Annotated in this window: 18 protein-coding genes; 4 read left to right on the forward strand and 14 right to left on the reverse strand. The window is 62.6% G+C overall.

All coding sequences use genetic code 11. The features are described from left to right. Positions 1-214: 214 nt before the first annotated feature. The 3 genes from NCR93_RS19095 to NCR93_RS19105 form a co-directional block, all read right to left on the reverse strand. The gene (locus NCR93_RS19095; protein ID WP_175982883.1) at positions 215-595 is read right to left on the reverse strand and encodes a DUF4148 domain-containing protein; all 381 of its coding nucleotides are present in this window, start codon (positions 593-595) and stop codon (positions 215-217) included. A 309-nt stretch (positions 596-904) separates the two neighbouring features. Beyond that, positions 905-3,328 carry a penicillin acylase family protein gene (locus tag NCR93_RS19100; RefSeq protein ID WP_175982882.1) on the reverse strand — a complete coding sequence of 808 codons (2,424 nt, stop codon included), beginning with the start codon at positions 3,326-3,328 and terminating at the stop codon, positions 905-907. Between the two features lie 169 nt (positions 3,329-3,497). Beyond that, positions 3,498-3,668 carry a hypothetical protein gene (locus NCR93_RS19105; protein WP_008354446.1) on the reverse strand — a complete coding sequence of 57 codons (171 nt, stop codon included), beginning with the start codon at positions 3,666-3,668 and terminating at the stop codon, positions 3,498-3,500. 248 nt (positions 3,669-3,916) lie between these two features. Between NCR93_RS19105 and NCR93_RS19110 the strand changes: the two genes are divergently transcribed. From NCR93_RS19110 to NCR93_RS19125, 4 genes are read left to right on the forward strand one after another with little or no spacing between them, the layout of a single operon-like run. Continuing rightward, positions 3,917-4,873, forward strand: coding sequence for an HlyD family secretion protein (locus tag NCR93_RS19110; protein ID WP_175982881.1), 957 nt, complete (start codon positions 3,917-3,919; stop codon positions 4,871-4,873). Then, on the forward strand, positions 4,870-5,823 hold the full coding sequence (locus tag NCR93_RS19115) for an ABC transporter ATP-binding protein (RefSeq protein WP_372492620.1): 954 nt from the start codon (positions 4,870-4,872) through the stop codon (positions 5,821-5,823). Before NCR93_RS19110 ends, NCR93_RS19115 begins: the two co-directional genes overlap by 4 nt. Then, positions 5,820-6,980: an ABC transporter permease gene (locus NCR93_RS19120; RefSeq protein WP_008354441.1), complete on the forward strand. Its 1,161-nt coding sequence runs from the start codon at positions 5,820-5,822 to the stop codon at positions 6,978-6,980. Before NCR93_RS19115 ends, NCR93_RS19120 begins: the two co-directional genes overlap by 4 nt. A 10-nt stretch (positions 6,981-6,990) precedes the next feature. Continuing rightward, positions 6,991-8,430, forward strand: a complete 1,440-nt coding sequence (locus NCR93_RS19125; RefSeq protein WP_175982880.1) for an efflux transporter outer membrane subunit — start codon at positions 6,991-6,993, stop codon at positions 8,428-8,430. Here NCR93_RS19125 and NCR93_RS19130 read toward each other — a convergent pair. The 11 genes from NCR93_RS19130 to NCR93_RS19180 form a co-directional block, all read right to left on the reverse strand. Then, positions 8,423-9,952, reverse strand: coding sequence for a class I adenylate-forming enzyme family protein (locus NCR93_RS19130; protein WP_175982879.1), 1,530 nt, complete (start codon positions 9,950-9,952; stop codon positions 8,423-8,425). The genes NCR93_RS19125 and NCR93_RS19130 overlap by 8 nt on opposite strands. A 52-nt stretch (positions 9,953-10,004) precedes the next feature. Then, entirely contained in the window at positions 10,005-10,907 is a 903-nt protein-coding gene (locus NCR93_RS19135; protein ID WP_175982878.1) for an SMP-30/gluconolactonase/LRE family protein, read from the reverse strand. Positions 10,908-10,922: 15 nt separating this feature from the next. Then, positions 10,923-11,867, reverse strand: a complete 945-nt coding sequence (locus NCR93_RS19140; protein ID WP_175982877.1) for a 3-hydroxyacyl-CoA dehydrogenase — start codon at positions 11,865-11,867, stop codon at positions 10,923-10,925. A gap of 27 nt (positions 11,868-11,894) precedes the next feature. Beyond that, on the reverse strand, positions 11,895-13,994 hold the full coding sequence (locus NCR93_RS19145; RefSeq protein ID WP_175982876.1) for an ABC transporter permease subunit: 2,100 nt from the start codon (positions 13,992-13,994) through the stop codon (positions 11,895-11,897). Between the two features lie 10 nt (positions 13,995-14,004). Then, entirely contained in the window at positions 14,005-15,516 is a 1,512-nt protein-coding gene (locus NCR93_RS19150) for a sugar ABC transporter ATP-binding protein (protein ID WP_175982875.1), read from the reverse strand. Positions 15,517-15,525: 9 nt separating this feature from the next. Beyond that, on the reverse strand, positions 15,526-16,653 hold the full coding sequence (locus NCR93_RS19155; protein WP_008354427.1) for a sugar ABC transporter substrate-binding protein: 1,128 nt from the start codon (positions 16,651-16,653) through the stop codon (positions 15,526-15,528). Positions 16,654-16,693: 40 nt separating this feature from the next. After that, on the reverse strand, positions 16,694-17,467 hold the full coding sequence (locus tag NCR93_RS19160; RefSeq protein WP_175982874.1) for an N-acyl homoserine lactonase family protein: 774 nt from the start codon (positions 17,465-17,467) through the stop codon (positions 16,694-16,696). 14 nt (positions 17,468-17,481) lie between these two features. Beyond that, positions 17,482-18,414 carry a 3,5-dioxohexanoate:acetyl-CoA acetone transferase gene (kce, locus tag NCR93_RS19165; protein WP_008354425.1) on the reverse strand — a complete coding sequence of 311 codons (933 nt, stop codon included), beginning with the start codon at positions 18,412-18,414 and terminating at the stop codon, positions 17,482-17,484. A 15-nt stretch (positions 18,415-18,429) separates the two neighbouring features. Further along, positions 18,430-19,236, reverse strand: coding sequence for an SDR family oxidoreductase (locus tag NCR93_RS19170; RefSeq protein ID WP_175982873.1), 807 nt, complete (start codon positions 19,234-19,236; stop codon positions 18,430-18,432). Between the two features lie 26 nt (positions 19,237-19,262). Further along, positions 19,263-19,916, reverse strand: coding sequence for a GntR family transcriptional regulator (locus NCR93_RS19175; protein ID WP_175982872.1), 654 nt, complete (start codon positions 19,914-19,916; stop codon positions 19,263-19,265). A 198-nt stretch (positions 19,917-20,114) separates the two neighbouring features. Continuing rightward, positions 20,115-21,131 (reverse strand): glycosyltransferase family 2 protein, encoded by a 1,017-nt coding sequence (locus tag NCR93_RS19180; RefSeq protein WP_175982871.1) that lies wholly within the window; start codon positions 21,129-21,131, stop codon positions 20,115-20,117. Positions 21,132-21,193 lie beyond the last annotated feature (62 nt).

Raw genomic sequence — 21,193 nt, forward strand, 5'->3', positions numbered from 1 at the left:
CACATCGCAAGACAAGCCTTACTTCAACTTCCGTCTTGCGTCGCTGCATCAGCAGCAGAGAAACGAGATTATGAAGAGCCGATGACATCTCCGCAAGCCCCTTTCACAAATTATTTTCTGCGCCCGCCAAACGCCGCTGGACGTACAAATAGCCAGACATGCAAACGCGGGAAGTCCCGACCGACTCCCCCGCGCTCACCAACAGCCCGACGACTCAGCTTCCGAAAAACAGCGTGCAATAACTCGCGGGCCCGACGCAATCCGACGTAGACATCCACATCGAACCATGCTTCATCGACATCGGCTTGCGCATCGCGCCTGAACCCGACGCCGCGCCGCCGGCATGGGTGCCGCCGTACGCTTCATTCGCTTCGTTCGCGTTCCGCCGCGCGGCGACCTTCGCTTCCGCCGCCTGAATATCCGAGGGATAGTTGGCTTGCTCGCCCGTGGCCGGCGAATACCCCGCCTGTTCGAGCTGAACAAGCTCGGCCTTGACTTGTTCGCGCGTCAGAGGGGCGTTCTGGCTCTGCGCGAAAACGAACGTGGGTGCAGCGACCACGGCGACGGACACGACGATTTTGGCGATGGCGTTCATGATGTTCACTCCGACAGAAAAGGTTGACCGGATCGCACGCGATCCACGACCTCATCGAACGCACAGGGCCCTTGCGCGGCTTCGACTCACTTGACCTAGGTTTCAAGCGTAGAGGCTTCGATTGGTTAACCCGGGTACGCAGCGATCTATTCCCGCGTCGAAGCAGACTCTATAAGAAGAAAAAAGAAGGAAGCGCGGAGGATGAACCGGATGAGGAGTCCGGCAAGGCGCCAGCCAGCACCCGTCCACCGCGATCGTAATTGTGATGCAAAGCGCCGTGAAGATCATCGGCGCTCACGCAGCCCGTGCTCAATGCGCGTCCGGCACGAGATGCACGCGTTTCTCCGTTGCGGCTTCGACGGCCGAGCGCGAATACAGCAACGGGAAGTACTGCCCGTCGAGCCACATCTGCGCGAGATCCCGATAATGCGGGCTATCCGGATCGCCCGATTCGCCAGGCAGATTCACCGCACGCGAGTTGTCCCAGTTGCCGACATCGACGACCACACGAAACGACGGTCCGTTCGTCTCGCGGAAGTCGCTCGCGCGATAGGTCGACTGATTCGGCGTGTAAGCGCTGCCTCCCTTTCCGATCGGCCCGACGTTCAGCTTCGCACGCATGTCCGCATCGACGACATCGGCCAGAGGATGCGCGTTGAGGTTCGTTTGCAGCTTGCCCCAACGCCACTGGGTTGCATCGGCGCCTTGCAGATGACGCATCTCCGCATAGGCATCGCGCAGACTCGAAAGCAGAACGGCATCGCGTTTGGCCAGCGCCTCATCGCCGAAGCGCGTCTCGGGATGTTCGAGCGAATCGAGCATCACCGAGGTATCGGGTGCGCCGAACGACGCCGCCGCGTCCTTCGGCAACACCGCTTCCTTGAACGTGCGTCCGAGATGACGCGAGAACCATACTTCTTCGAGCGCGGCTTGCGGCGAACTCGCGCTCATGTGCGCGTCCCAGTCCTTGAGCATCGCGAGCGCGGCGCGTGTGTCTTCATCATCGCTCGAAAGCGGCGCGAGTAATGCGACGAGCCTGCGCGCCGGAATCGAAACGTCATCGTTCTGCAAGCGCTCGGAGTCTTCGATCGACACCCTCGGCAGCGATTTCAACACTTCGTCGATACGCTGATGCCGCGACCCGTTGGTCCATTCGAAGCCGAGCTTGCGCTCCGCATACGAATAACCCGCGGGCAGATTCATTTCGTTCGACGTGGTGAAATAAGCTTGCGCCGGGTTATAGACCGAAGGCATTGCATCGCGCGGCCAGAAGCCCGCCCATTCATAGCGGCCATCGCCGGGCACGGGCATGAGGCCGTCCCAGTTCGGGCGTTTCGGCGCGAGGCCGCTCGGCACCCAGCCGATGTTTCCATCCTTGTCCGCATAGAGCTGATTCACAGTCGGCGCGCCCCATGTCGCAAGCGATGCCTTGAACTGCGCGTAATTCTTCGCGCGCATATAGCGCATCGAATCGAAATACGGCGACATGCCGGGCGACAGCCACGCCGTGCGCACGGCGAAGGCGCGATGCTTGCCTTCTTCCGTATAGATCACAGGACCGTGTCGCGTGTAAAGCAGATCGGCGGTGACGGGAGCGCCATTACGCACGGCGATCTGTTCACGCACGACGCGCATCGGCTCCCACTTGCCCTTATAACGATACTGCCGCGAATTCGCCGGATTCAACTCGTATACATAGAGATCTTCCTGATCGATGTTGAAGATCGTGAGTCCATAAGCGATCGAGCCGTTATGCCCGATCGAAATGCCTGGCGCCGAAGGTTCGCCCGCGCCGATGATATCGAGCGTCGGCGTGCTGATCTGCTGAATGTAGCGAAGGCTCGGCGCGGCATAAGCACGATGCGGATCGTTCGCCATGATCGCGCGGCCCGTCGCCGACTTCGATGGCGCGATCACCCAGTTGTTGCTGCCTTCGGTCACTTCCTCGGGATTCTCGGCTGCGGCGATCATCGTCGTCGATGCATCCGTGCTCTTCATCGACTCCTTCGTCACGCGCACGCCTTGTGTTGCGAGCGTAAAGACTTTGAGGACATCATCGGGAAGGCAGGGATCGAGGCCCGCGGGCATCTGCGCTTTCCACTGCGGCTGCAGTCCGAAACGCACGGTGTCCGCTTCGAGCGAGCTCTTGCACGTCACGCGTGCACGCGCGACTTCGCTCGTGAGATTTCGCGTGAGACCGTGGCTGCGAATACGCACGATATCGTCGGCGCTCCATTTCGCCGGCCAATAGCCGATCTTGCGAAACTCATAAGGCATGCGGTCCGGATGCGCGGCAAGCCAGTCGATATACGCATTCACGCCGGCTGCGTAGCGTGTCGCGGCAGGCTTCGCATCGGGACCATAGCGCTGCCATTCGGTCGCCATGTCGCCGCGATAAAGAAAGAGCCGCGTGGCCTTGTCCTGTTCCACATAAGCGGGACCGAAGACCTCCGAAAGCTCGCCGAGGCCGCGTCTGCGCCACAGATCGATCTGAAACATGCGGTCACGCGCGGCGTTGAAGCCTTGCACGAAGAAGGCGTCGCTATCGTTGACGGCGAAGATGTGCGGTACGCCCCAACGGTCGATCAGGATGTCCGACGGTTGCGAAAGACCGGCAACGGCAATCGTTTCATCGCCCGGTGTATCGGCGAATGCGATTCGCGCGTCGAGCGGTGCGATTAGAGATGCGCCGATCGTCAGCGCAATCAGGCGTTGTCCCTTTCTTCGATTCATCTTGGCGTCTCCGTTCTTATCAGTGTCGATTCCAGTCACACGAATATCGCACTGTAATTCGAATGCAGGAGACACGCAAAGGTTGTCGGCGGTTATTTAATTCGGAAGCCGAATCTATTCGCGAAACGCTTTCACCCGAATGACGCCATTCTCGAACAGCGACTCGAGCTCACTCGTCCTGCCGCGGCTGCTCCTGCAAAGCCGTATCGCGGATGACTTCCGCGAACTTCTCCAACGCCTGCAGCGGACCACTCACGCTGTTGTATTCCTGCGTGCCGATCCGGCCTTCCAGCACCACGGAAAAGCCGCAGTCCTGCGCGATCTTCAAAAGATTGTCCATGTCGTCGTCGCCTCGTGTCGCTATCAGCGAAGCACACGTAATGCCTGCTCGCGCTTTCGTCTTACTTTCGCTCGTGGCGTCGTTTTACGCCGGCGCATCCGCCCCGCCTGTAATTTTTACTCGCGCCGTCTATCCTTGATTTGGCACACCCGCGTGCGACCCACCGCCGCTCTGCTTGACACCGACGAGCCGTCTCACGTATTGTTTGGTAGACCAACCAAGTAACGAATACTTCCACGGAGCGCGCCATGAGCCGCATCACCGCCATCCCGACCTGCTTGCTTTTCGCCACGGCGCTCGCGGCGTGCTCGCATCAGGACCGCGATATCTATCAGGGCTACGTGGAAGGTGAATTCGTCTACCTCGGCTCGTCGCAATCGGGCAAGCTCACAGCGCTGTCCGTCGCGCGGGGGCAAACGTTGAAGGCGGGAACGAGCGCCTTCATGCTCGAATCGGCCGATGAAACCGCCGCCCTCGATCAGGCACAGCGTCAACTCACGGCCGCGCAGTCGCAACTCGAGGACATCCTCACGGGAAAGCGCGCACCGGAGGTCGCATCGGTGCGCGCGCAACTCGCGCAGGCACGCGCGAACGCTCGCAAGGCCGCGCTGCAACTGAGCCGCGATGAAGCGCAGTTCAGCGCGGGCGGCATCGCCAAAGGGCAGCTCGACGATTCGCGCGCGAATGCGGATGCCGCCGCCGCGCAAGTACGCGACCTCGCCGAACAGGTCGATATCGCACGCCTGCCGGGCCGTCCTCAACAGATCGCGGCGCAACGCGCGCAAGTCGCAGCCGCGCAAGCCTTTGTCGCTCAGGCGCAATGGAAGGTCGACCAAAAGCGCGTTGCGGCGCCTGCGGACGGGCTCGTGTACGACACGCTTTATCGTGTCGGCGAATGGGTACAGGCGGGCAGTCCGGTCGTGCAGATGTTGCCGCCGCAGAACGTGAAAGTGCGCTTCTTCGTTGCGGAAAACACGGTGGGTAGCCTCGCAACGGGGCGCGCGATATCGATTCATTGCGACGGCTGCACGGAAGACGTGCCCGCGAAAATCACCTACATCTCGAATCAGGCCGAATACACGCCGCCGGTCATCTATAGCAACGAGAATCGCTCGAAGCTCGTGTTCATGGTCGAAGCGCATCCTCAACCGGCCGATGCATCGAAGCTTCATCCGGGCCAACCCGTCGGCGTGAGGTTGCAATGAGTGTAACGAGCATGCAGGACACGCAATACGTCATCGACGTCCAGAATCTCAACAAGCACTTCGGCGACAAACACGTCGTCAACGATGTATCGCTGCAAGTCGCGCGCGGCGAGATCTTCGGCTTTCTCGGCCCGAACGGCAGCGGCAAGACAACATCCATCCGCCTGATGTGCGGCCTGCTCACCCCCGATTCGGGCAGCGGTACGTGCCTCGGCTACGACATCGTGCGCGAAAGCGAAGAGATCAAGCGCAACGTCGGCTATATGACGCAGCGCTTCTCGTACTGGGAAGACCTGACGATTCGCGAGAATCTCGACTTCGTCGCGCGCATCTATCAGATGAGCAATCGCCGCGAAACCGTGGATCGCGCGCTCGAAGCGCTCGGTCTGGAGAGCCGCGCGAGTCAGCTGACGGGCTCGCTCTCGGGCGGATGGAAGCAACGCCTCGCGCTCGCCGCATGCATGCTGCACGAGCCGAAGCTGCTCCTGCTCGATGAGCCGACCGCAGGCGTGGATCCCACCGCGCGCCGCGACTTCTGGGAGGAGTTGCATCGTCTCGCCGCGAAAGGCATTTCGGTGCTGGTGAGCACGCACTACATGGATGAAGCCGAGCGATGCCACAAGCTCGCGTATATCGCGTATGGCAAGCTGCTTGCGCAAGGCACCGCGAACGAAGTGATCGCATCGCAAAACCTCGCGACATGGAGCATTCACGGCGAGCATTTGAGCGAACTTTCCGAACGCTTGCGCAAGACGCCCGGCATCGATCAGACCGTCGTATTCGGCTCTGCGCTGCATGTGAGCGGCAGCGATCACGCTGCGCTCGAGGCGGCCGTGCGCGATGCGACAAAAGACGGCGCAACGCGCGCCGAGCCGATCGAAACCGGACTCGAAGATGTCTTCATCTATCTGATGAGCCGGTCGACCGACAACTTCAAGGTGACGTCATGAAGGCACGCGGCCCGCTCGCGATATTCGCGCGCTTCTCCGTGACGCGCTGGTGGAGCATCGTCATCAAGGAGTTCCTGCAATTGCGGCGCGACCGCATCACGTTCGGCATGATCGTCGGCTTGCCTATCGTGCAGCTCGCCCTCTTCGGCTACGCAATCAACACCGACCCGAAGCATCTGCCGACGGCCGTGATCGTCGGCGATCAGAGTCCGTTTTCGCGCAGCTTCATCGCGGCAATGGAGCACTCCGGCTATTTCGACATCGTCGAGACGCTGCCCGACGACGAAGCTGGCCGTCGCGCACTTGCGCAAGGCCGCGTGCTTTTCGTGCTGAACATACCCGTCGACTTCTCGCGCAAGCTGTTGCGCGGCGAGCGGCCCGCGCTGCTCGTCGAGGCCGACGCGACCGATCCGAATGCGGTGAGCAAGGCGAGCAACGCGCTGACCATGCTCGTGCAGTCCGTTGCCGACAAGGACATCACCGGCCCGCTTGCTCGTTTGAACGCAACGCCCGCCCCATTCGACGTGCAGGTCCACAACCTCTACAACCCCGAAGGCATCACGCAATACAACGTCGTGCCCGGCTTGATGGGCGTGATTCTCACGATGACGCTCGTCATGATGACCGGCCTCGCGATGACGCGCGAACGCGAGCGCGGCACGATGGAAAACCTCCTTGCCACGCCCGTGCGTCCCGTCGAAGTGATGACGGGCAAGATCGTGCCTTACGTGTTCATCGGTCTCATTCAGGCGTCGATCATTCTCGCGGCCACGCGTTTCGTCTTCCATGTGCCGCTCGTCGGCAATCCGCTCGCGATCTATCTCGCCGCGCTGCTTTTCATCGCCGCGAATCTGACAGTGGGCATCACGCTGTCGTCGCTCGCGCAGAACCAACTTCAGGCGATGCAGCTCACCATGTTCTATTTCCTGCCGAACATCCTTCTCTCCGGCTTCATGTTTCCGTTCGCGGGCATGCCGGCGTGGGCGCAGTTCATCGGCAATTTGCTGCCGCTCACGTACTTCAATCGCCTGATTCGCGGCATTCTTCTCAAGGGCAACGGCTGGGCGGACCTGTGGCCCTCGGTGTGGCCGATGGCGCTCTTCACCGTCATCGTGATGGGCATTGCGTTGCGCTTCTATCGGCGCACGCTCGACTAGGGAAACATCGATGAAAAAGATTCTTCCCCTCTGCGCGCTCACGTTGTGCGGCTGCACTGTCGGCCCCGATTTTCATGCGCCTGCGCCGCCGGACACGCAGACCTATGTCAAAACGCCGGTCGCGGTAAAGGACTTTCCCGCGGCCGATCATGCGCTGCCGCGCTGGTGGACGCAGTTCGGCTCCAATACGCTGAACCGTCTCGTCGATCGCGCATTGAGCGACAGTCCCACGCTCGACGAGGCGCGGGCGAAGCTCGTGCAGGCGCGCGAGGACTATCGCGCGCAGGCGGGCGCGACATACTTTCCCGTCGTCGATGCCTCGCTCTCCGGCTCGCGTCAAAAGGTCGATCCTGCTGCCTTCGGCGTGCCGATTCCGAGTCCGGGTCCGTTCACGCTTTATGATGCCTCGGTGAGCGTGTCTTACACGCTCGACTTCTTCGGCGGCGAGCGGCGCGCACTCGAAGCATTGCGTGCGCAAGTGGACTATCAGTCGTTCGAGCTCGATGCGGCGCGGCTTTCGATCGCGGGCAATGTCGTTGCCACCGCGATCCGGCGCGCTTCGTTGCAGCATCAGATCACGCTCACCGAAGGTCTCGTCGATGCACAGATGCGTCAACTGTCCATCATGGAAGGCCGCCTGAAGGCGGGCGGCGTCGCGCCGTTCGACGTGCGCAGCCAGCGCACGCTCGTCGAGCAGACGCGCGCAAACCTTCCGTCGCTCGTCACGCAACGCGATCAGGCCGATCACCGGCTTGCAGTGTTGCTGGGCGTCGAGCCATCCAAGGCCGACTTCGATGCCATCACGCTCGACTCGCTTCATGTTCCGGGCAACGTTCCGCTGACCTTGCCCTCGACGCTCGCACGCGAACGACCCGACATCCGCGCATCGGAAGCGTTGCTGCATCGGGCGAGCGCGAACGTCGGCGTGGCGACTGCCGACCTCTATCCGAAGTTCTCGCTCTCTGCGGGCGTGGGAAGCCAGCGCACGAACATCCACGACATGCTCAATAGCCTCAACGTGTGGAACGTCGGCCTGAATCTCACGCAGCCGCTATTTCATGGCGGCGAGCTGCGCGCGAGGAAGCGATCGTCCGAAGCGGCCTACGAAGCAGCCATGCAAGCCTATCGACAGACCGTGCTGGACGCGCTGCAACAAGTCGCCGATAGCCTGACCGCGCTTCAAAACGATGCCGATGCCCTGCACGCGCGCGAGATCGCGGCGAACGAAGCGCAAGCCAATCTCGACACAGCCAGCGCGCGCTTTACGGCGGGCGGCGTGAGCCGCTTCGATCTGCTCGACACACAACGTCAGGCGCTTCAGACGCAACTCGATTACGCGCTCGCGCACGCCAATCGTCTCTCGGACACCGCGGCACTTTTCCAGTCGCTGGGCGGCGCAGGCGAAGACACGAATGCAGCGAGCAAACCGGTTGCATCCGCAACTAATTAGCGAGCTTTCCGAGCCGATGCTTGAGCACCTTGCCGCTCGCGGACACGGGCAATGCATCGAGTATGCGGATAGAAGAAGGCCGCTTGTAGGGCGCGAGCCGCTCGCCGACCCACTCCGCGAGTTCGCTTTCGCTCGCCGTGCAGCCGGGCCTCAATTCGACGAACGCAAGCACGTCTTCATTGCCCTGCACGCTCCGTCCGATCACGGCGGAATGCAGCACGGCGGGATGACTGTTGAACGCCTGCTCCACTTCGGCGGGATACACGTTGAAACCCGAGCGGATGATCAACTCCTTGCTGCGCCCGACGATATACAGGTTGCCCCTCTCGAAGCGCGCGAGATCGCCCGTCTTGAGCCAGCCGTCCTCCGTCACCGTGGCCGCCGTCTGCGCCGCATCGCGGTAATAGGCGAGCATCACGTTCGGCCCGCGCACCCATAGTTCGCCGGTATCGTCGGCGTCGCTTTGATGCGCGAGCGGCACGATGCGCGCCTCGACGCCTGGAATCAGCGGCCCGACGGACGAATCGGGCGCCGGTGCATCGAGCAGCGTGTTCGATACGGTCGGACTGCTCTCCGTCATGCCATAGCCGTTATGCAAGGGCACACCGTAGAACGCTTCGGCAGCGGCCTTGAGCGTCATGTCGAGAGGCGAGCCGCCGCAATAGACGAAGCGCAACGATGGCGCATTCAGGCCGCCGCGCGGCGTGAAATGATCGATCAGCTTCGCATGCATCGCGGGAACGCCTTGAAAGATCGTCATGCGTTCATCGCTGAGAACGCGTCCCGCGCGCGCGGGATCGAAACGCGCCGCAAGACGCAACGTCGCGCCCGCATACAGCGAACCGAGGCACATGGACGCAAGACCGAACACATGCGATATCGGCAGTACGGCATAGACGCGATCGCTGGTACCGACACGACGCAGCGTGCTGGATACTGCCGCGACGAACAGCAGATTGCGATGCGACAGCATCACGCCCTTCGGCGCGCCGGTCGTTCCCGTCGTGTAGATGAGCGCCGCGCATTGCCTGTCCGATGACAGTCCGTGCGGCTCCTGCTCAGACGCGGCATCGATATCGCTTAACGCAAACGCGCCGATCGGCGTCGCATCGAGCGATTCGACCGAAGCGCCGTCACGTTGCGCGTGATGCGCGGCGTCGTCGGAAACATCGACGGTATAGAGCGCGATGCGTGGCTTCGCATGCGCGCGGATCACATCGAGCTCGACTGCGGACAATCGCGCATTCACGATCAGCACCCACGCATCGAGACGGCTCACGGCAAAAAGCGATGCGACGAGCAGGACGCTGTTCTCGCCGATCAGCATGACGCGATCGCCGGCGCGCACGCCCGCCGCACCGAGACGCGCGGCCAGCGCATCGATTGCATCGTCGAGTTGCGCATAAGTCAACGCGCGCGCGTCCTCATGCAACGCGATGTGATCGGGATGCGCCTTCGCACCGCGCGAGATGATCGCGTCGATGCGCGCGGGCAGCGACGCAATGAGCTTGTTCGTATCCATGTCGAGCGATATCGTTCGAGACCCTGAGGCCCGAATGATAAACGCTCATGCTCTATCCCGCGAAACGCGGCTCGGGAATGCCGCGCACGCCGAGGCCCGTCACCGCGAAAAGGCCGCCCTTGTCGCGCTCTTTCTGCGGAATGCCCCACATCGGGCGGCCCATCGTCGATACGTAGAGGATGTCGAGACTCGGTCCGCCGAACATCACGCTCGTCAGATTGCGCACGGGAAACGGCACGACGCGATCGAGTTTGCCATCGGGAGCGAAGCGCAGAATGCGTCCGCCGAAGACGAGAGCAGACCAGACATAGCCTTCTTCATCGACGGTTGCGCCATCGAACGTGCCGGCCAAGTCGTGCGCCGATGCGAACAGGCGCTTGTTCGTCGCCGCGCCCGTTTCGATGTCGTAGTCGTAGGCGTACATCTCCTTGCTGTATGTGTCGGTGAAGTAGAAGGTCTTGTTGTCGGGGCTCCAGCATGGGCCGTTCGAACAACTGATGCCGCTGTCGAGCCGCGTGACCTGGCCATTCGTATCGAGCCGATACAGCCCGCCGCTGCGCGTCGAGCGCTGGCCGCGATCGGCATCGTAGCGGTCGAAGTCGTAGGACATGGTGCCCGCGATGAAGCGTCCACGGCGATCCACCTTTCCGTCATTGAACCGCGTCTCGGGATCGTCGCTTTCGGGATCGGCGATGAACTGCACGGTCTGCGCATCGAAGTCGTAGAAATGCAGGCCGTTCGCGAGCGCGACCACCGCGCCGCCCTGCTCGCGCAACGCCATCGAACCGATGTGACGCGGCACGAAATAGCGCTTCACGTCGCCGCCGTCAGCACGGCAGCTATAGATTTCCGCGGCCGTGCTGTCGATCCAGTAGAGCCGCTCCTCCTTCACATCCCATAGCGGTCCTTCGCCGAGATGATTGTTCGCATCGACCAGCAAGCGTACTTCGGGCATCGTCGTCTCCTTTGTTCAGGCTTCACCGTCCTCGATATCGCGCCGATGCGCGAGCAGCGCCATCAAACGCCGATCGCGCCAGCGGCTGCGTTCTTCGATCTTCTCGCGGGGCAGCACCGCGCGCCGTTCGGCATCGAGCTTGCCGAGCGTCTCGGCGGACCAGTCGAACGGCTTGCGTCCCGCAGCGATGCTCTTGTATGTGCCGCCGTAGCGCGCAGCGTAATCGGCCACGCCACCGGGCGCGTTGAGGTCGATCGTTTCGAACGGGCCCATGAACGACCAGCGCATCGCGAGTCCATCGCGTATCACGGTGTCGAGATCGGCGGCGCTCGCATAACCTTGTTCATAGAGACTCAACGCTTCGTCGAGCAACGCGCCTTGCAGACGATTGAGCAGAAAGCCCGAGATCTCGCGATTCACGGTGACGGGCTTTTGCTTCGCTCCTTCGTAGATGGCGCGTGCGCGTTCCATCGTGTCCTGCGAGGTCCACGGCGCGCCGCACAACTCGACGAGCGGCACCAGCGACGGCGGATTCACCGGATGCGCGACGAGACAGCGTGCGCGGCCTGCGATGCCTTCCGTGAAGGTCGATGCAGGCAATCCCGATGTCGAACTCGCCAGAATCGCGTCAGGCTTCGTGAGGCGGTCCAGTTCGATGAACAACGCACGCTTCGCTTCCACCACTTCCGCGATGTTCTCCTGCACGAGATCCGCGTCGGCGACAGCATCGGCGAGATGTTCGCATGCGGTGATGCGGGCCACGATCGCATCGACGGCTTCATCGATCAGGTCGAACGACGCCAGATCCTCGACGCTTTCGCGGATCGCGGGAATCGCGCCGCCGAGCATGTCCTTCGATGCATCGTGGATCGTGACGTTGAAGCCGCTCTTCGCAAAGACGATCGCCCACGCGCGGCCGATACGGCCCGAACCGATCACCGCAATGTTGTTCGCTTGCATCTGCATCTGGTCCTCGTTCGAGTTGGTTTAGCCCTTCTTGTCCCGCAGCGTGATGACAGCCGCCAGCACGACGAGTCCGTTGATGATGTCGCGCACCGCGGGCGGCACCGTGGTTCCCGCAAGCAACGTCCCGAGCGCCGTAAGCAGCAGCGCGCCGCCGAACACGCCGAGATAGTGCCCGCGTCCACCGGTAATCAATGCGCCGCCGACAACAACCACTGCAATCGACGGCAGCAGATACGGATCGCCCATGCCGAGAAAAGCTTGCGAGCTGAACCCCGCGAGCAACAGACCGACGATCGCGGAGCACAGACCCGACAGGCAATACACGGCGATGAGCGTCGTGCCCACGCGCACGCCCGACAGCTTCGCCGCGACCGGCGAATTGCCGACCGCATGCACGCGCCGCCCAAACGGCGTGCGATGCAGGAGCAGCAACGCGATGACGAGAAATACCGGCACGCTCCACGCCGCGATCGACAGCGGACCGAAGCGTCCGTTGGTGAATTCGCTGATCGTCGACGGCGACCATCCTTGTGGCGAGCCATTGCAATAGATCAGCGTGAGGCCTTGCAGCAAACCGTTCGCCGCAAGCGTGACGACGATCGGCGGCAAGCCGAGCATCACGACGCCCACGCCATTGAACACGCCGACGAGCAGGCCGACCAGCAGCACCATCGGCACCGCCCACGCGGCCGCGCCGTTCACGCCGTGCGTGAGTCCGGTCAGCAACACGCCCGACAGCGTGATGAGCCAGGGCATCGACAAGTCGAGTCCGCCCGTCAGGATCACCGCGCCCTGGCCGAGGCCGAGTATCGCGAGAAACAAGGTCAGCGTGAGCAGGCTGCTATAGAAGTTCGCGCTGACGAGCACGCCCGGCCCATAGACAAAGCCCGTGATGACGACCACCGCGAAGAACAGCAGATAAGCCGGCACCACATACTTGACCCATTCGCGATTGCGCTCGATCCAGTCGGCGATCGGTCGTCCCTTCAGCTCCGTGTTTTCAACCGGACGATAATCGTCGACTTCGAACGCAACGCGCCGCGCATGCTTGTCGTCGCGTGCGCGCGTGCCCGTTCGCACCGCCTTGAGCCACTGCGCCGCGTGACGCGCGCATTCATGCGCCGCCGATTGCTTGCCGATCGACGAACCGAGCACCGCGAGAATCAGGATCACCGCCTCGGCTATCGTCGTGAAGAACGCCGATACGTTCAGCACGAGCAGAATGTTCACGGTGATCATCAGCGTCATTGCTGCGAACACGGTGCCGACGCAGCCGCCACGTCCGCCGCCGAGCAACGTGCCGCCGAGCACGACGGCCGTGAACATCGAGAGCAGCAGCGGACGGCCGACGAGCGGATCGGCCGAGCCCGTCTGTGCCGATACATACAGACCCGCCGCCGCGTAGAACATGCCAGCGAGCGCATACGTCGCGATGCGGTAGCGCGTGACCGGCATGCCGTTCGCATACGCGCCGTCGGCATCGCTGCCTAACGCGTACAGACCCACGCCGTAACGCGTGCGCTTGATGAACGACCAGATCAACAGCGCAAGAATCAGCAAGCCCGCCGACATCGGCATCTTGTCGGGGATGAGATCGGCGGTGAGCACCGCGCCGAACTGATCGCCGACGCTGCCGCCCGGCTTGTTCTGAATCAGCAGCGTCAAGCCTTGCACCATGAACATCGTCGCGAGCGTGACGACGATCGATTGCAAGCGAAACCATGCGATCAGCGCGCCGTTGACGAGGCCGATGCCGCCGCCGATCGCCAGAATCAGCGCGGCGCCGCCCCATTGTTCGACGGGCGATCCTTGCACGAAGCGCACGGCAAGCACGTTCGCGAGCGACACGACCGCCGAGGCCGACAGATCGAATCCGCCCGACAGCACGACGATGGTCTGCCCGATCGCCGCGAGCGCGAGTGTAGTTGCGCTCGAAATTACCGATCCGATGTCGTAGAGCCCGACAGGTGTCGCGGACAGCGAAACCCATCCGGCGAGCATCGCAAGCAACGCACTGATCGCGATGATAAGTCCGCGATGATGATCGATGCGCGCGCCAAATCCCACGCGTGCGCCCGGCCGCACGACCTCGCTTTCGGGCGACGCAACGGCTATCTTCATGAGCAACCTCTCAACTGGAAAGCATCTTGCGCATCACGTTTTCTTCGGTCAGCGCGTCGCCGCTCAACTCGCCGGCGTTGCGTCCGCGATACATCACCGACACGCGGTCGCACACGTTGACGAGCTCGGGCACGTCCGTCGAATAGAAGAGCACGGAGCCACCCGCCGCGGCGAATGCACGCATCAGCACGAAGATCTGATGCTTGGTGCCGACGTCGATGCCGCGCGTCGGATCGAACATGAGCCACACGCGGCTTTGCGTGAGCAGCCACTTGGCCATCGCGATCTTCTGCTGATTGCCGCCGGAGAACGACAGACACGGCTTGTACAGCGCGCGCGGATTCACCTCCATCTGCGCAAGCGAGCGACGAATCGCGGCCTGCTCGCGCTTGCGATCGATGAGGCCGAAGCGCGCATAGCGGCCGATCACGGGAAGCGACACATTCTCGCCGCCGGGCAAGCGCAGGAACAGGCCTTCGGTCTTGCGGTCTTCGGGCAGAAAGCTCGTCGATACGCCGGCCTTCAGCGAATCCGCCGTCGATGTCAGCGTCACCGGTTTACCGTCGATGCGAATCTCGCCATCGTCGATGTAAGTGGCACCGAACAGCGCCTCGAACAGCTCGCGTTGCCCCATGCCCTGCAGCGCTGCGATGCCGTGCACTTCGCCCGGCTTCACGGCGAGATCGAAATCGGCGACGACGCCATCGACGCGAACGTTGCGCGTCTCGATCGCCGGCGTCGCGTCGCTTCGTACCGTCGTGGTCTTAGGCGGATACTTCGCCTCCATCGAACGCCCGATGACGAGTCGAATTACTTCGTCATCCGATATATCCGCAGCGTCGAACGCGCCCACATCTCGGCCATTGCGATACACCGTGAGGCTGTCGCAGAACTCGCGCACTTCCTGCATGCGATGCGAGATGAACACGAAAGTCACGCCGCTCGCCTTCAGTTCGTCGATGCGCCGTGAGAGCCACGCGACATCGCGTCCCGACAGCGCGGACGTCGGTTCGTCGAGCAACAGCACTTTCGGCTTGCGCACGATGGCCTTCGCAATCTCGATCTTCTGCCGCACCGGCAACGAAAGATCGCGAATATAAGCGCCGGGACGCACATCGGACAGTTCGAGCCTGTCGAGCCATTCCGCTGCTTGCCGCTGCGCGTCGCGCTTTCTGATGCGCCCGAGAAAACCCGTCGGCTCGTACGACATCAATAGGTTCTGCGCGACCGTGAGATCGCGCACGAGCGTCATCTCCTGAAACGCCGTCTGCACGCCCGCGCGATGCGCGTCCTTCGGGCTCTTCATCGTCACGTCGCTGCCCATTACGCGGATGCTGCCCGCATCCGGCTGCATCAATCCGGACAGCAGCTTGACCGTGGTGGACTTTCCCGCGCCGTTCTCGCCGAGCAGCGCATGCACCGCGCCGCGCTTCACCGAGAACGACGCGCCATCGAGCGCGACGGTCGCGCCGAAGCGCTTCGTCACCTTCGACAGATCGATCGCCAATGATGCGTCGTTCATCGCGCCGCCTCAGTCCTGATTGCCCGTCAAGGCCGCATTGAAGCCGACTTCCTTCGTCTCTTCGGAGTAGATGTCCGCGAACCAGCCCGGCGGCACCTTGTCCGGCGGGAACGCGGTGCAGCCCGCCTTCAGTTCGTCGATGCTGCCCGTCTTGCACAGCTTCGATTCCGAGGTCAGCACAAGCGGCAGCTTGAGCGTCACGCGCGCCGGAAAGTCGCCGCCGTCGAGCTTCTTCACGGCCATCTTGAGCGCCATCGCGCCCGAGTACGGAGGCGCGCCGTAAGAGATCGAGCGATAGCCGATCGAGCGATAACCGCCCTGTCCCTTCACTTCGCCCGGCGGCAGCATCTGCACGCGATGGCCGTTAGACGATTCGCCCGCGCACGGCTTGATCTTGTCGTCGGCAATGCCCGCTTCGAGCTGCATCGACGCCGCCGTGAAGCAGCCGACCTGCATCCACAGGCCGTCGATCTTGTCCCAGCTGTTCGTCGCGAGAATCTTCGAAAGCTCGGTCTTCGCGGTCGCCTGACTCCACATGCCCGTTCCTTCCGCGACGATCTTGATGTCCGGATACTTCGCGAACACGGCCTTCGCCGCCTCGGTGCGTGCGCGATCGACCGACGTGCCCGGCACGCCCGTGATCATCACGACATTGCCCTTGCCGTTGATGGTCTTCGCGAGCCATTCCGCGGTGACGGTGCCCGCCTGATGCTGATCGATCGTCACGTTATGCGCGCACGGCTCGGTGACTTCTCCGTCATACGCCGCGACGACGACGCCCTTCGAGCACGCGTTCTTGATCGCGCGATTGAGCGCCGTCGGCGAGATCGGATAGATGACGATGGCCTTCGCGCCTGCCTGCACCATCGAGTTGATCTGCTGAATCTGCTTCTGCGCATCGGTGCCCGCGACCTGCACTTCGAGATCGACCTTGTCTTTCAGCCCCGGCGTATTGGCCATCGCCTTGACCATGTTCGCGGCTTCGGTTTGCCAGTCGTTGCCGACATAGCTCATCGACAAAAAGATCTTGTATTTGCCGGCCGCGTGCGCCGTGCCCGATACGGCGAGCGCCGCCGCGAACGCGAGGCCGAGCGCTGCCCGTCCCGCATGACGAATCGACTGCGTCAATGCTTTCATGTCTTCCTCCGGTATTCGTATGGTTATGAAGCGGGCGCTTCTAACTTCGGATGTGCGGCAGACGAGCGCTCGCGGGCAGAGCGATGCCCGCGCTGCCGGGCACGACATCCGGGTCGTGTCCGGGTATGACGAAATCGGCGATCTGACGGATGCGCGACAACGAGCCGATCTCCGCCAGCGTTTCATGCACGATGCCCACTGGAACGAGATCGACGATGTTCTCCATGCAGTTCGCGCAATCGCCGGCGATCAGCACGACACCTTCTTCCGTGTCGACCGCGACGGACTGATGCCCCGGCGTATGACCCGGCGTCGGCACGACGCGCACGCCGGGCACGATATCGGTCACGCCGTTCACGAACTGCCACCGAAAATACGCGAGCGGCTCGCGGCCGATCAGAAACTCCTGGTAATACGTGGCCTGCGTCGGCAGCGGATGACCCGCGTATTCCCACTCGGCCGCCTGCACGATGAAGCGCGCATTCTTGAAAAGCGTGTTGCCGCCGGAATGGTCGTAATGCAGATGCGTGTTGATGACGATATCGACCTCGTCCGCGCTCCAGCCGACATACTCCTTCAACGCGCGTTCGAGCTTTTCCTCCGGCGCCTGATCGCATGGGCACACGAAGTTCGACACCCAGCCTGGATCGTGTATGCCCGTATCGACGACGATCTTCTTCTGCGCGCCGACAATCGCCGTCGACCATACGGGCACCTTCATCTGCTGGCCGAAGTAGCGGCCATACACTTGCGATGAGCGATCGACGGTGAGCCAGCCCGTCGGCATCGCGACTACCTTCAGCTTCGTGCTCACGATGCCCTCCGCTATCAGAAGTTGGTATCGCTCGCGCCTTTGAGCTTGAGCATCTCGCGTGCTTCGGCGGGCGTCGCGATATCGAGGGACAGTCCTTCGATCACCTGGCGAATCTTCTTCACCTGCGCCGCGCTCGATTCGGCGAGCTTGCCCGGCTCGATCCACAACGAGTCTTCGAGGCCGACACGCACGTTCGATCCCTGCGCGACGCCCATCGAGCCGAGCGGAATCTGATGACGTCCCGCGCCGAGAATCGACCATACATAGTCGTCGCCGAAGAGACGATCCGCCGTGCGCTTCATATGCGCCAGATCTTCGGGATGCGGCCCGATGCCACCGAGCAAGCCAAAAACGCTCTGCACGAAGAACGGCGGCTTGACGAGCCCGCGATCGACGAAGTGCGCGAGGTTGTACAGGTGCGAGATGTCGTAGCACTCATGCTCGAAGCGCGTACCGTTATCGCTGCACGACGTGAGGATGTATTCGATATCCGCGAACGTGTTCTTGAACACGAGATCGCGGCTGTTTTCCAGATGCTTGCGCTCCCACTCGTACTTGAATTCCTTGAAGCGATCGAGCATCGGATACAGGCCGAAGTTCATCGATCCCATGTTGAGCGACGCCACTTCCGGCTTGAAGTGATGCGCGGGCTTCAATCGCTCCGCGACGGTCATGTGCGGGCTGCCGCCCGTCGTGATGTTGATGACCGCATCGGTTTCCGCCTTGATGCGCGGCAGAAACTCCTGAAACACGGCGGGATCCTGCGTCGGATGACCATCGTTCGGGTCGCGTGCATGCAGGTGCAGAATGGCGGCGCCTTCCTTTGCAGCCGCGAGCGCGGCATCGCCGATCTGCTGCGGCGTGAGCGGAAGATACGGCGACATCGAAGGCGTATGGATCGCGCCCGTCGGCGCGCAGGTGATGATGACCTTGCGTTTCGTTGCCATGTGCTCCTCGTTCTATTAAAGGACTTCGACGTTGCCGCAGACGGAGATCGCCTGTCCCGAGATGCCGCTGCCCGCGGGCGAGCACAGGAAGAGCGTCGTGGCCGCGACTTCCTCGGGCGTCGTCATGCGGCGCAGCGAAATCTTCGCGAGATATTGCTTCTCCATCTCTTCATAGGAGACGTTCAGTTGCTTCGCGCGCGCCGCGATCACGCGCTCGATGCGCGGCCCTTTCACGATGCCCGGCTGGATCGCATTGACGCGAATGTTCGACGGCCCGAGCTCGATAGCCAGGCTCTTCGTCATGCCGACGACGGCCCACTTCGTCGCGGCATAAGGCGTGCGAAACGCGTAGCCGAGCCGTCCCGCCACCGACGACAACGCGATGATCGCCCCGCCGCCATTCGCGTTGCGCAAGAGCGGCACCGCGCGGCGCGCGAAGTAGAACTGCGCGTTCAGATTCACATCGACGGTCTGTTCCCATTCGTTCGCATCGAGCTCGTCGATGCCGCCCGTCGGCCCCGCGATGCCCGCGTTGTTCACGAGCACATCGAGTCCGCCGAGCTCGCGTTCCACATCGACGAATACGCGCTCGACCGCTTCCTTGTCCGCTACGTCCGCGAGCGTCGACGTGATCGCATTGCACTCCGCGCTCGCTTCGGCTTTCGCCAATGCGTCGATTGCTTCGGGACTCGCATCGCAGACGTGCACGCGCGCGCCTGCATCGATGAACGCGCGCGCTATCACGAGCCCGATGCCCGATGCGCCGCCCGTGATGAGCACGCGCAATCCCGCGTGCGGTTTCAGCATCTGAAGAACCGTCATCCATGTCTCCGTTGTTGTTATGCGTGTCAGGCGCTTGCCTTGTTGCTCAGTTCGCCGCTTTGCAAACGCTCTTGCAGATCGGCGGCCGCATCGCCGATGTCTTCCTCGATGCCGGCGCGCGCGCCTTCGCCATCGCCGCGCCAGAGCGCTTCGACGATATGACGATGCGCCGCCATCGAACGGCGCATATGCGGAATGTCGGGCGCGACGAGATTCAGGAACGGGCCGATGCGCATCCAGAGGTTCTGGATGGTCGCGAGCGTGAGATCGCTCGCGCCGTGCGTGTAAATGGCGATATGAAATTCGAAGTTGCTGCGCAGATACGCGGGTACGTCGCCCGCTTCGACGTGTGCGTCCATCGTGTCGAAGATGGCCTGCAGCGCGTCGAGATGCGCGCGTGTCATGCGCGACGCCGCGCGTTTGGCGACCGCGCCTTCCAGTGCGATGCGAACGTCCCGCAACTCATCGAGGAGTTCGAGCGTCATCGGCGGAACCATCAGCGCGCGGCCGGGACCGTCGATCAATGCGCCTTCCGCCTGCAAGCGCGTGAGCGCGGCGCGCACGGGCATGGTCGACGAGCCGACCGCTTCCGCGACGCTGCGCAAGCTGAGCAACTGCCCAGGCGCGAAGCGGCCCGTCATGATCGCCTGCCTCAATTGCGCATAAACGCGACCGGCCATGGTTTCGCGTGCAACTAATTCGAGCGCGGGTAAGTCCGTCGTCGAGCGTGTCGCCAACTTTTGCCTCCGTTCTTTCGTTCGGCTGCTGCGATGCTTTCGATTGGTGTGACCTGTGATCACACCTGCATGGCTAAAGTGTCGGACGCGCGAGCACGCGAGTCAACCTTGAATTGCTAGGTGAAAACGCGGAGCGACGCCTCAGACCGCTTCGTGCGAAAGACGGGCCGCATCGAGCGCGACGCCGATGGCGGGAGCGGCCAACACGCGGATTGCCTGAAAATGGGACGCATCGAATGCGCCTCGAAAGAAGTCGACCACCGCGACCAAGCGCCTGACGATGAGATCATGAAGCACGGACACGTCTTGCCCGAAGTCCTTCGCGTCGGCAGCAATGAGTCTGTCGACCGCGCGCACGACGGCGAGCAATTCGTCGGTGCCGACTTCCAGGCCGAACCACATGCCAACGATGAGATCGATGTCGCGCGGATCGAGGCTCGGGTACCAGAGCGCCAAAAGACGTTTGCGGAGGCCTTTCATCGCCGGGCCCGCCAGATCTTCCCGGCTTCTGGTGAAACTGGTTCGGTGCGACCTGACCTCGACGAGGACTTCATCGACATTGCCGATCTCGCCGCCGGCCACCATGATCGCGACGAGATAGTTCAGGTCTTCGGCGCTCGCCATCTGCATGTCGAACCGGATGCGATGCTCGCGGACGAACGAACGGCGCACCATGAGCATTGCGCCGCCGATGGTGTTGAAGCCTTCGAAAAGCCGGGCCTTCAGAGCGCCGTCGCCGAGCGTGCAAAGCCCATAAGTGTCGTTGGCAATACCATCGCCGAACAAGCGCGCATGGCCGCCGCAAGCGGCAAGGCGCGCGCACTCGCGGAAAGCGGCGACTTGCGCGGCGAGCCTCGTCGGCAGCGCCCGGTCGTCCGAGTCGATGCGCGCGATGAACTCGCCGCGCGCCGCGTCGAAACCCGCATTCGAAGCGGCGCTGATGCCCTCGTTCCGGCCGAAGCGTATGAGGCGCACGCGGCTGTCGTCGCCCGCTGCCTGCTGCGCGACGGCGAACGTCTGATCGATCGAGCCATCGTCCACGACGATGAGCTCCCAGTCTTCGAGCGTTTGAGCGCGAATCGAAGCGATTGCTTCGCCGATGAAGGCCTGCGCGTTGAACGCGGGCATGACGACGGTGACGAGCGGTGAGGATGTCATGGGAACGGAATCCGTTCTGATTTGTTCCCGGCGGAGTGTGCCGCAATCGGCGCGCGATTACG

Origin of the sequence: Caballeronia sp. ATUFL_F1_KS39, from assembly GCF_023630985.1 — a bacterium.
GTDB lineage: Bacteria > Pseudomonadota > Gammaproteobacteria > Burkholderiales > Burkholderiaceae > Caballeronia > Caballeronia zhejiangensis.

What these genes read in the sequence shown, in the direction of transcription:
- kce (WP_008354425.1), bottom strand. Translation starts at nt 18,414, where the DNA reads ATGGCAACGAAACGCAAGGTCATCATCACCTGCGCGCCGACGGGCGCG.
- NCR93_RS19135 (WP_175982878.1), bottom strand. Translation starts at nt 10,907, where the DNA reads ATGCCCGAAGTACGCTTGCTGGTCGATGCGAACAATCATCTCGGCGAA.
- NCR93_RS19120 (WP_008354441.1), top strand. Translation starts at nt 5,820, where the DNA reads ATGAAGGCACGCGGCCCGCTCGCGATATTCGCGCGCTTCTCCGTGACG.
- NCR93_RS19170 (WP_175982873.1), bottom strand. Translation starts at nt 19,236, where the DNA reads ATGACGGTTCTTCAGATGCTGAAACCGCACGCGGGATTGCGCGTGCTC.
- NCR93_RS19125 (WP_175982880.1), top strand. Translation starts at nt 6,991, where the DNA reads ATGAAAAAGATTCTTCCCCTCTGCGCGCTCACGTTGTGCGGCTGCACT.
- NCR93_RS19100 (WP_175982882.1), bottom strand. Translation starts at nt 3,328, where the DNA reads ATGAATCGAAGAAAGGGACAACGCCTGATTGCGCTGACGATCGGCGCA.
- NCR93_RS19145 (WP_175982876.1), bottom strand. Translation starts at nt 13,994, where the DNA reads ATGAAGATAGCCGTTGCGTCGCCCGAAAGCGAGGTCGTGCGGCCGGGC.
- NCR93_RS19110 (WP_175982881.1), top strand. Translation starts at nt 3,917, where the DNA reads ATGAGCCGCATCACCGCCATCCCGACCTGCTTGCTTTTCGCCACGGCG.
- NCR93_RS19175 (WP_175982872.1), bottom strand. Translation starts at nt 19,916, where the DNA reads ATGGCCGGTCGCGTTTATGCGCAATTGAGGCAGGCGATCATGACGGGC.
- NCR93_RS19140 (WP_175982877.1), bottom strand. Translation starts at nt 11,867, where the DNA reads ATGCAAGCGAACAACATTGCGGTGATCGGTTCGGGCCGTATCGGCCGC.
- NCR93_RS19115 (WP_372492620.1), top strand. Translation starts at nt 4,870, where the DNA reads ATGAGTGTAACGAGCATGCAGGACACGCAATACGTCATCGACGTCCAG.
- NCR93_RS19095 (WP_175982883.1), bottom strand. Translation starts at nt 595, where the DNA reads ATGAACGCCATCGCCAAAATCGTCGTGTCCGTCGCCGTGGTCGCTGCA.
- NCR93_RS19150 (WP_175982875.1), bottom strand. Translation starts at nt 15,516, where the DNA reads ATGAACGACGCATCATTGGCGATCGATCTGTCGAAGGTGACGAAGCGC.
- NCR93_RS19130 (WP_175982879.1), bottom strand. Translation starts at nt 9,952, where the DNA reads ATGGATACGAACAAGCTCATTGCGTCGCTGCCCGCGCGCATCGACGCG.
- NCR93_RS19155 (WP_008354427.1), bottom strand. Translation starts at nt 16,653, where the DNA reads ATGAAAGCATTGACGCAGTCGATTCGTCATGCGGGACGGGCAGCGCTC.
- NCR93_RS19105 (WP_008354446.1), bottom strand. Translation starts at nt 3,668, where the DNA reads ATGGACAATCTTTTGAAGATCGCGCAGGACTGCGGCTTTTCCGTGGTG.
- NCR93_RS19180 (WP_175982871.1), bottom strand. Translation starts at nt 21,131, where the DNA reads ATGACATCCTCACCGCTCGTCACCGTCGTCATGCCCGCGTTCAACGCG.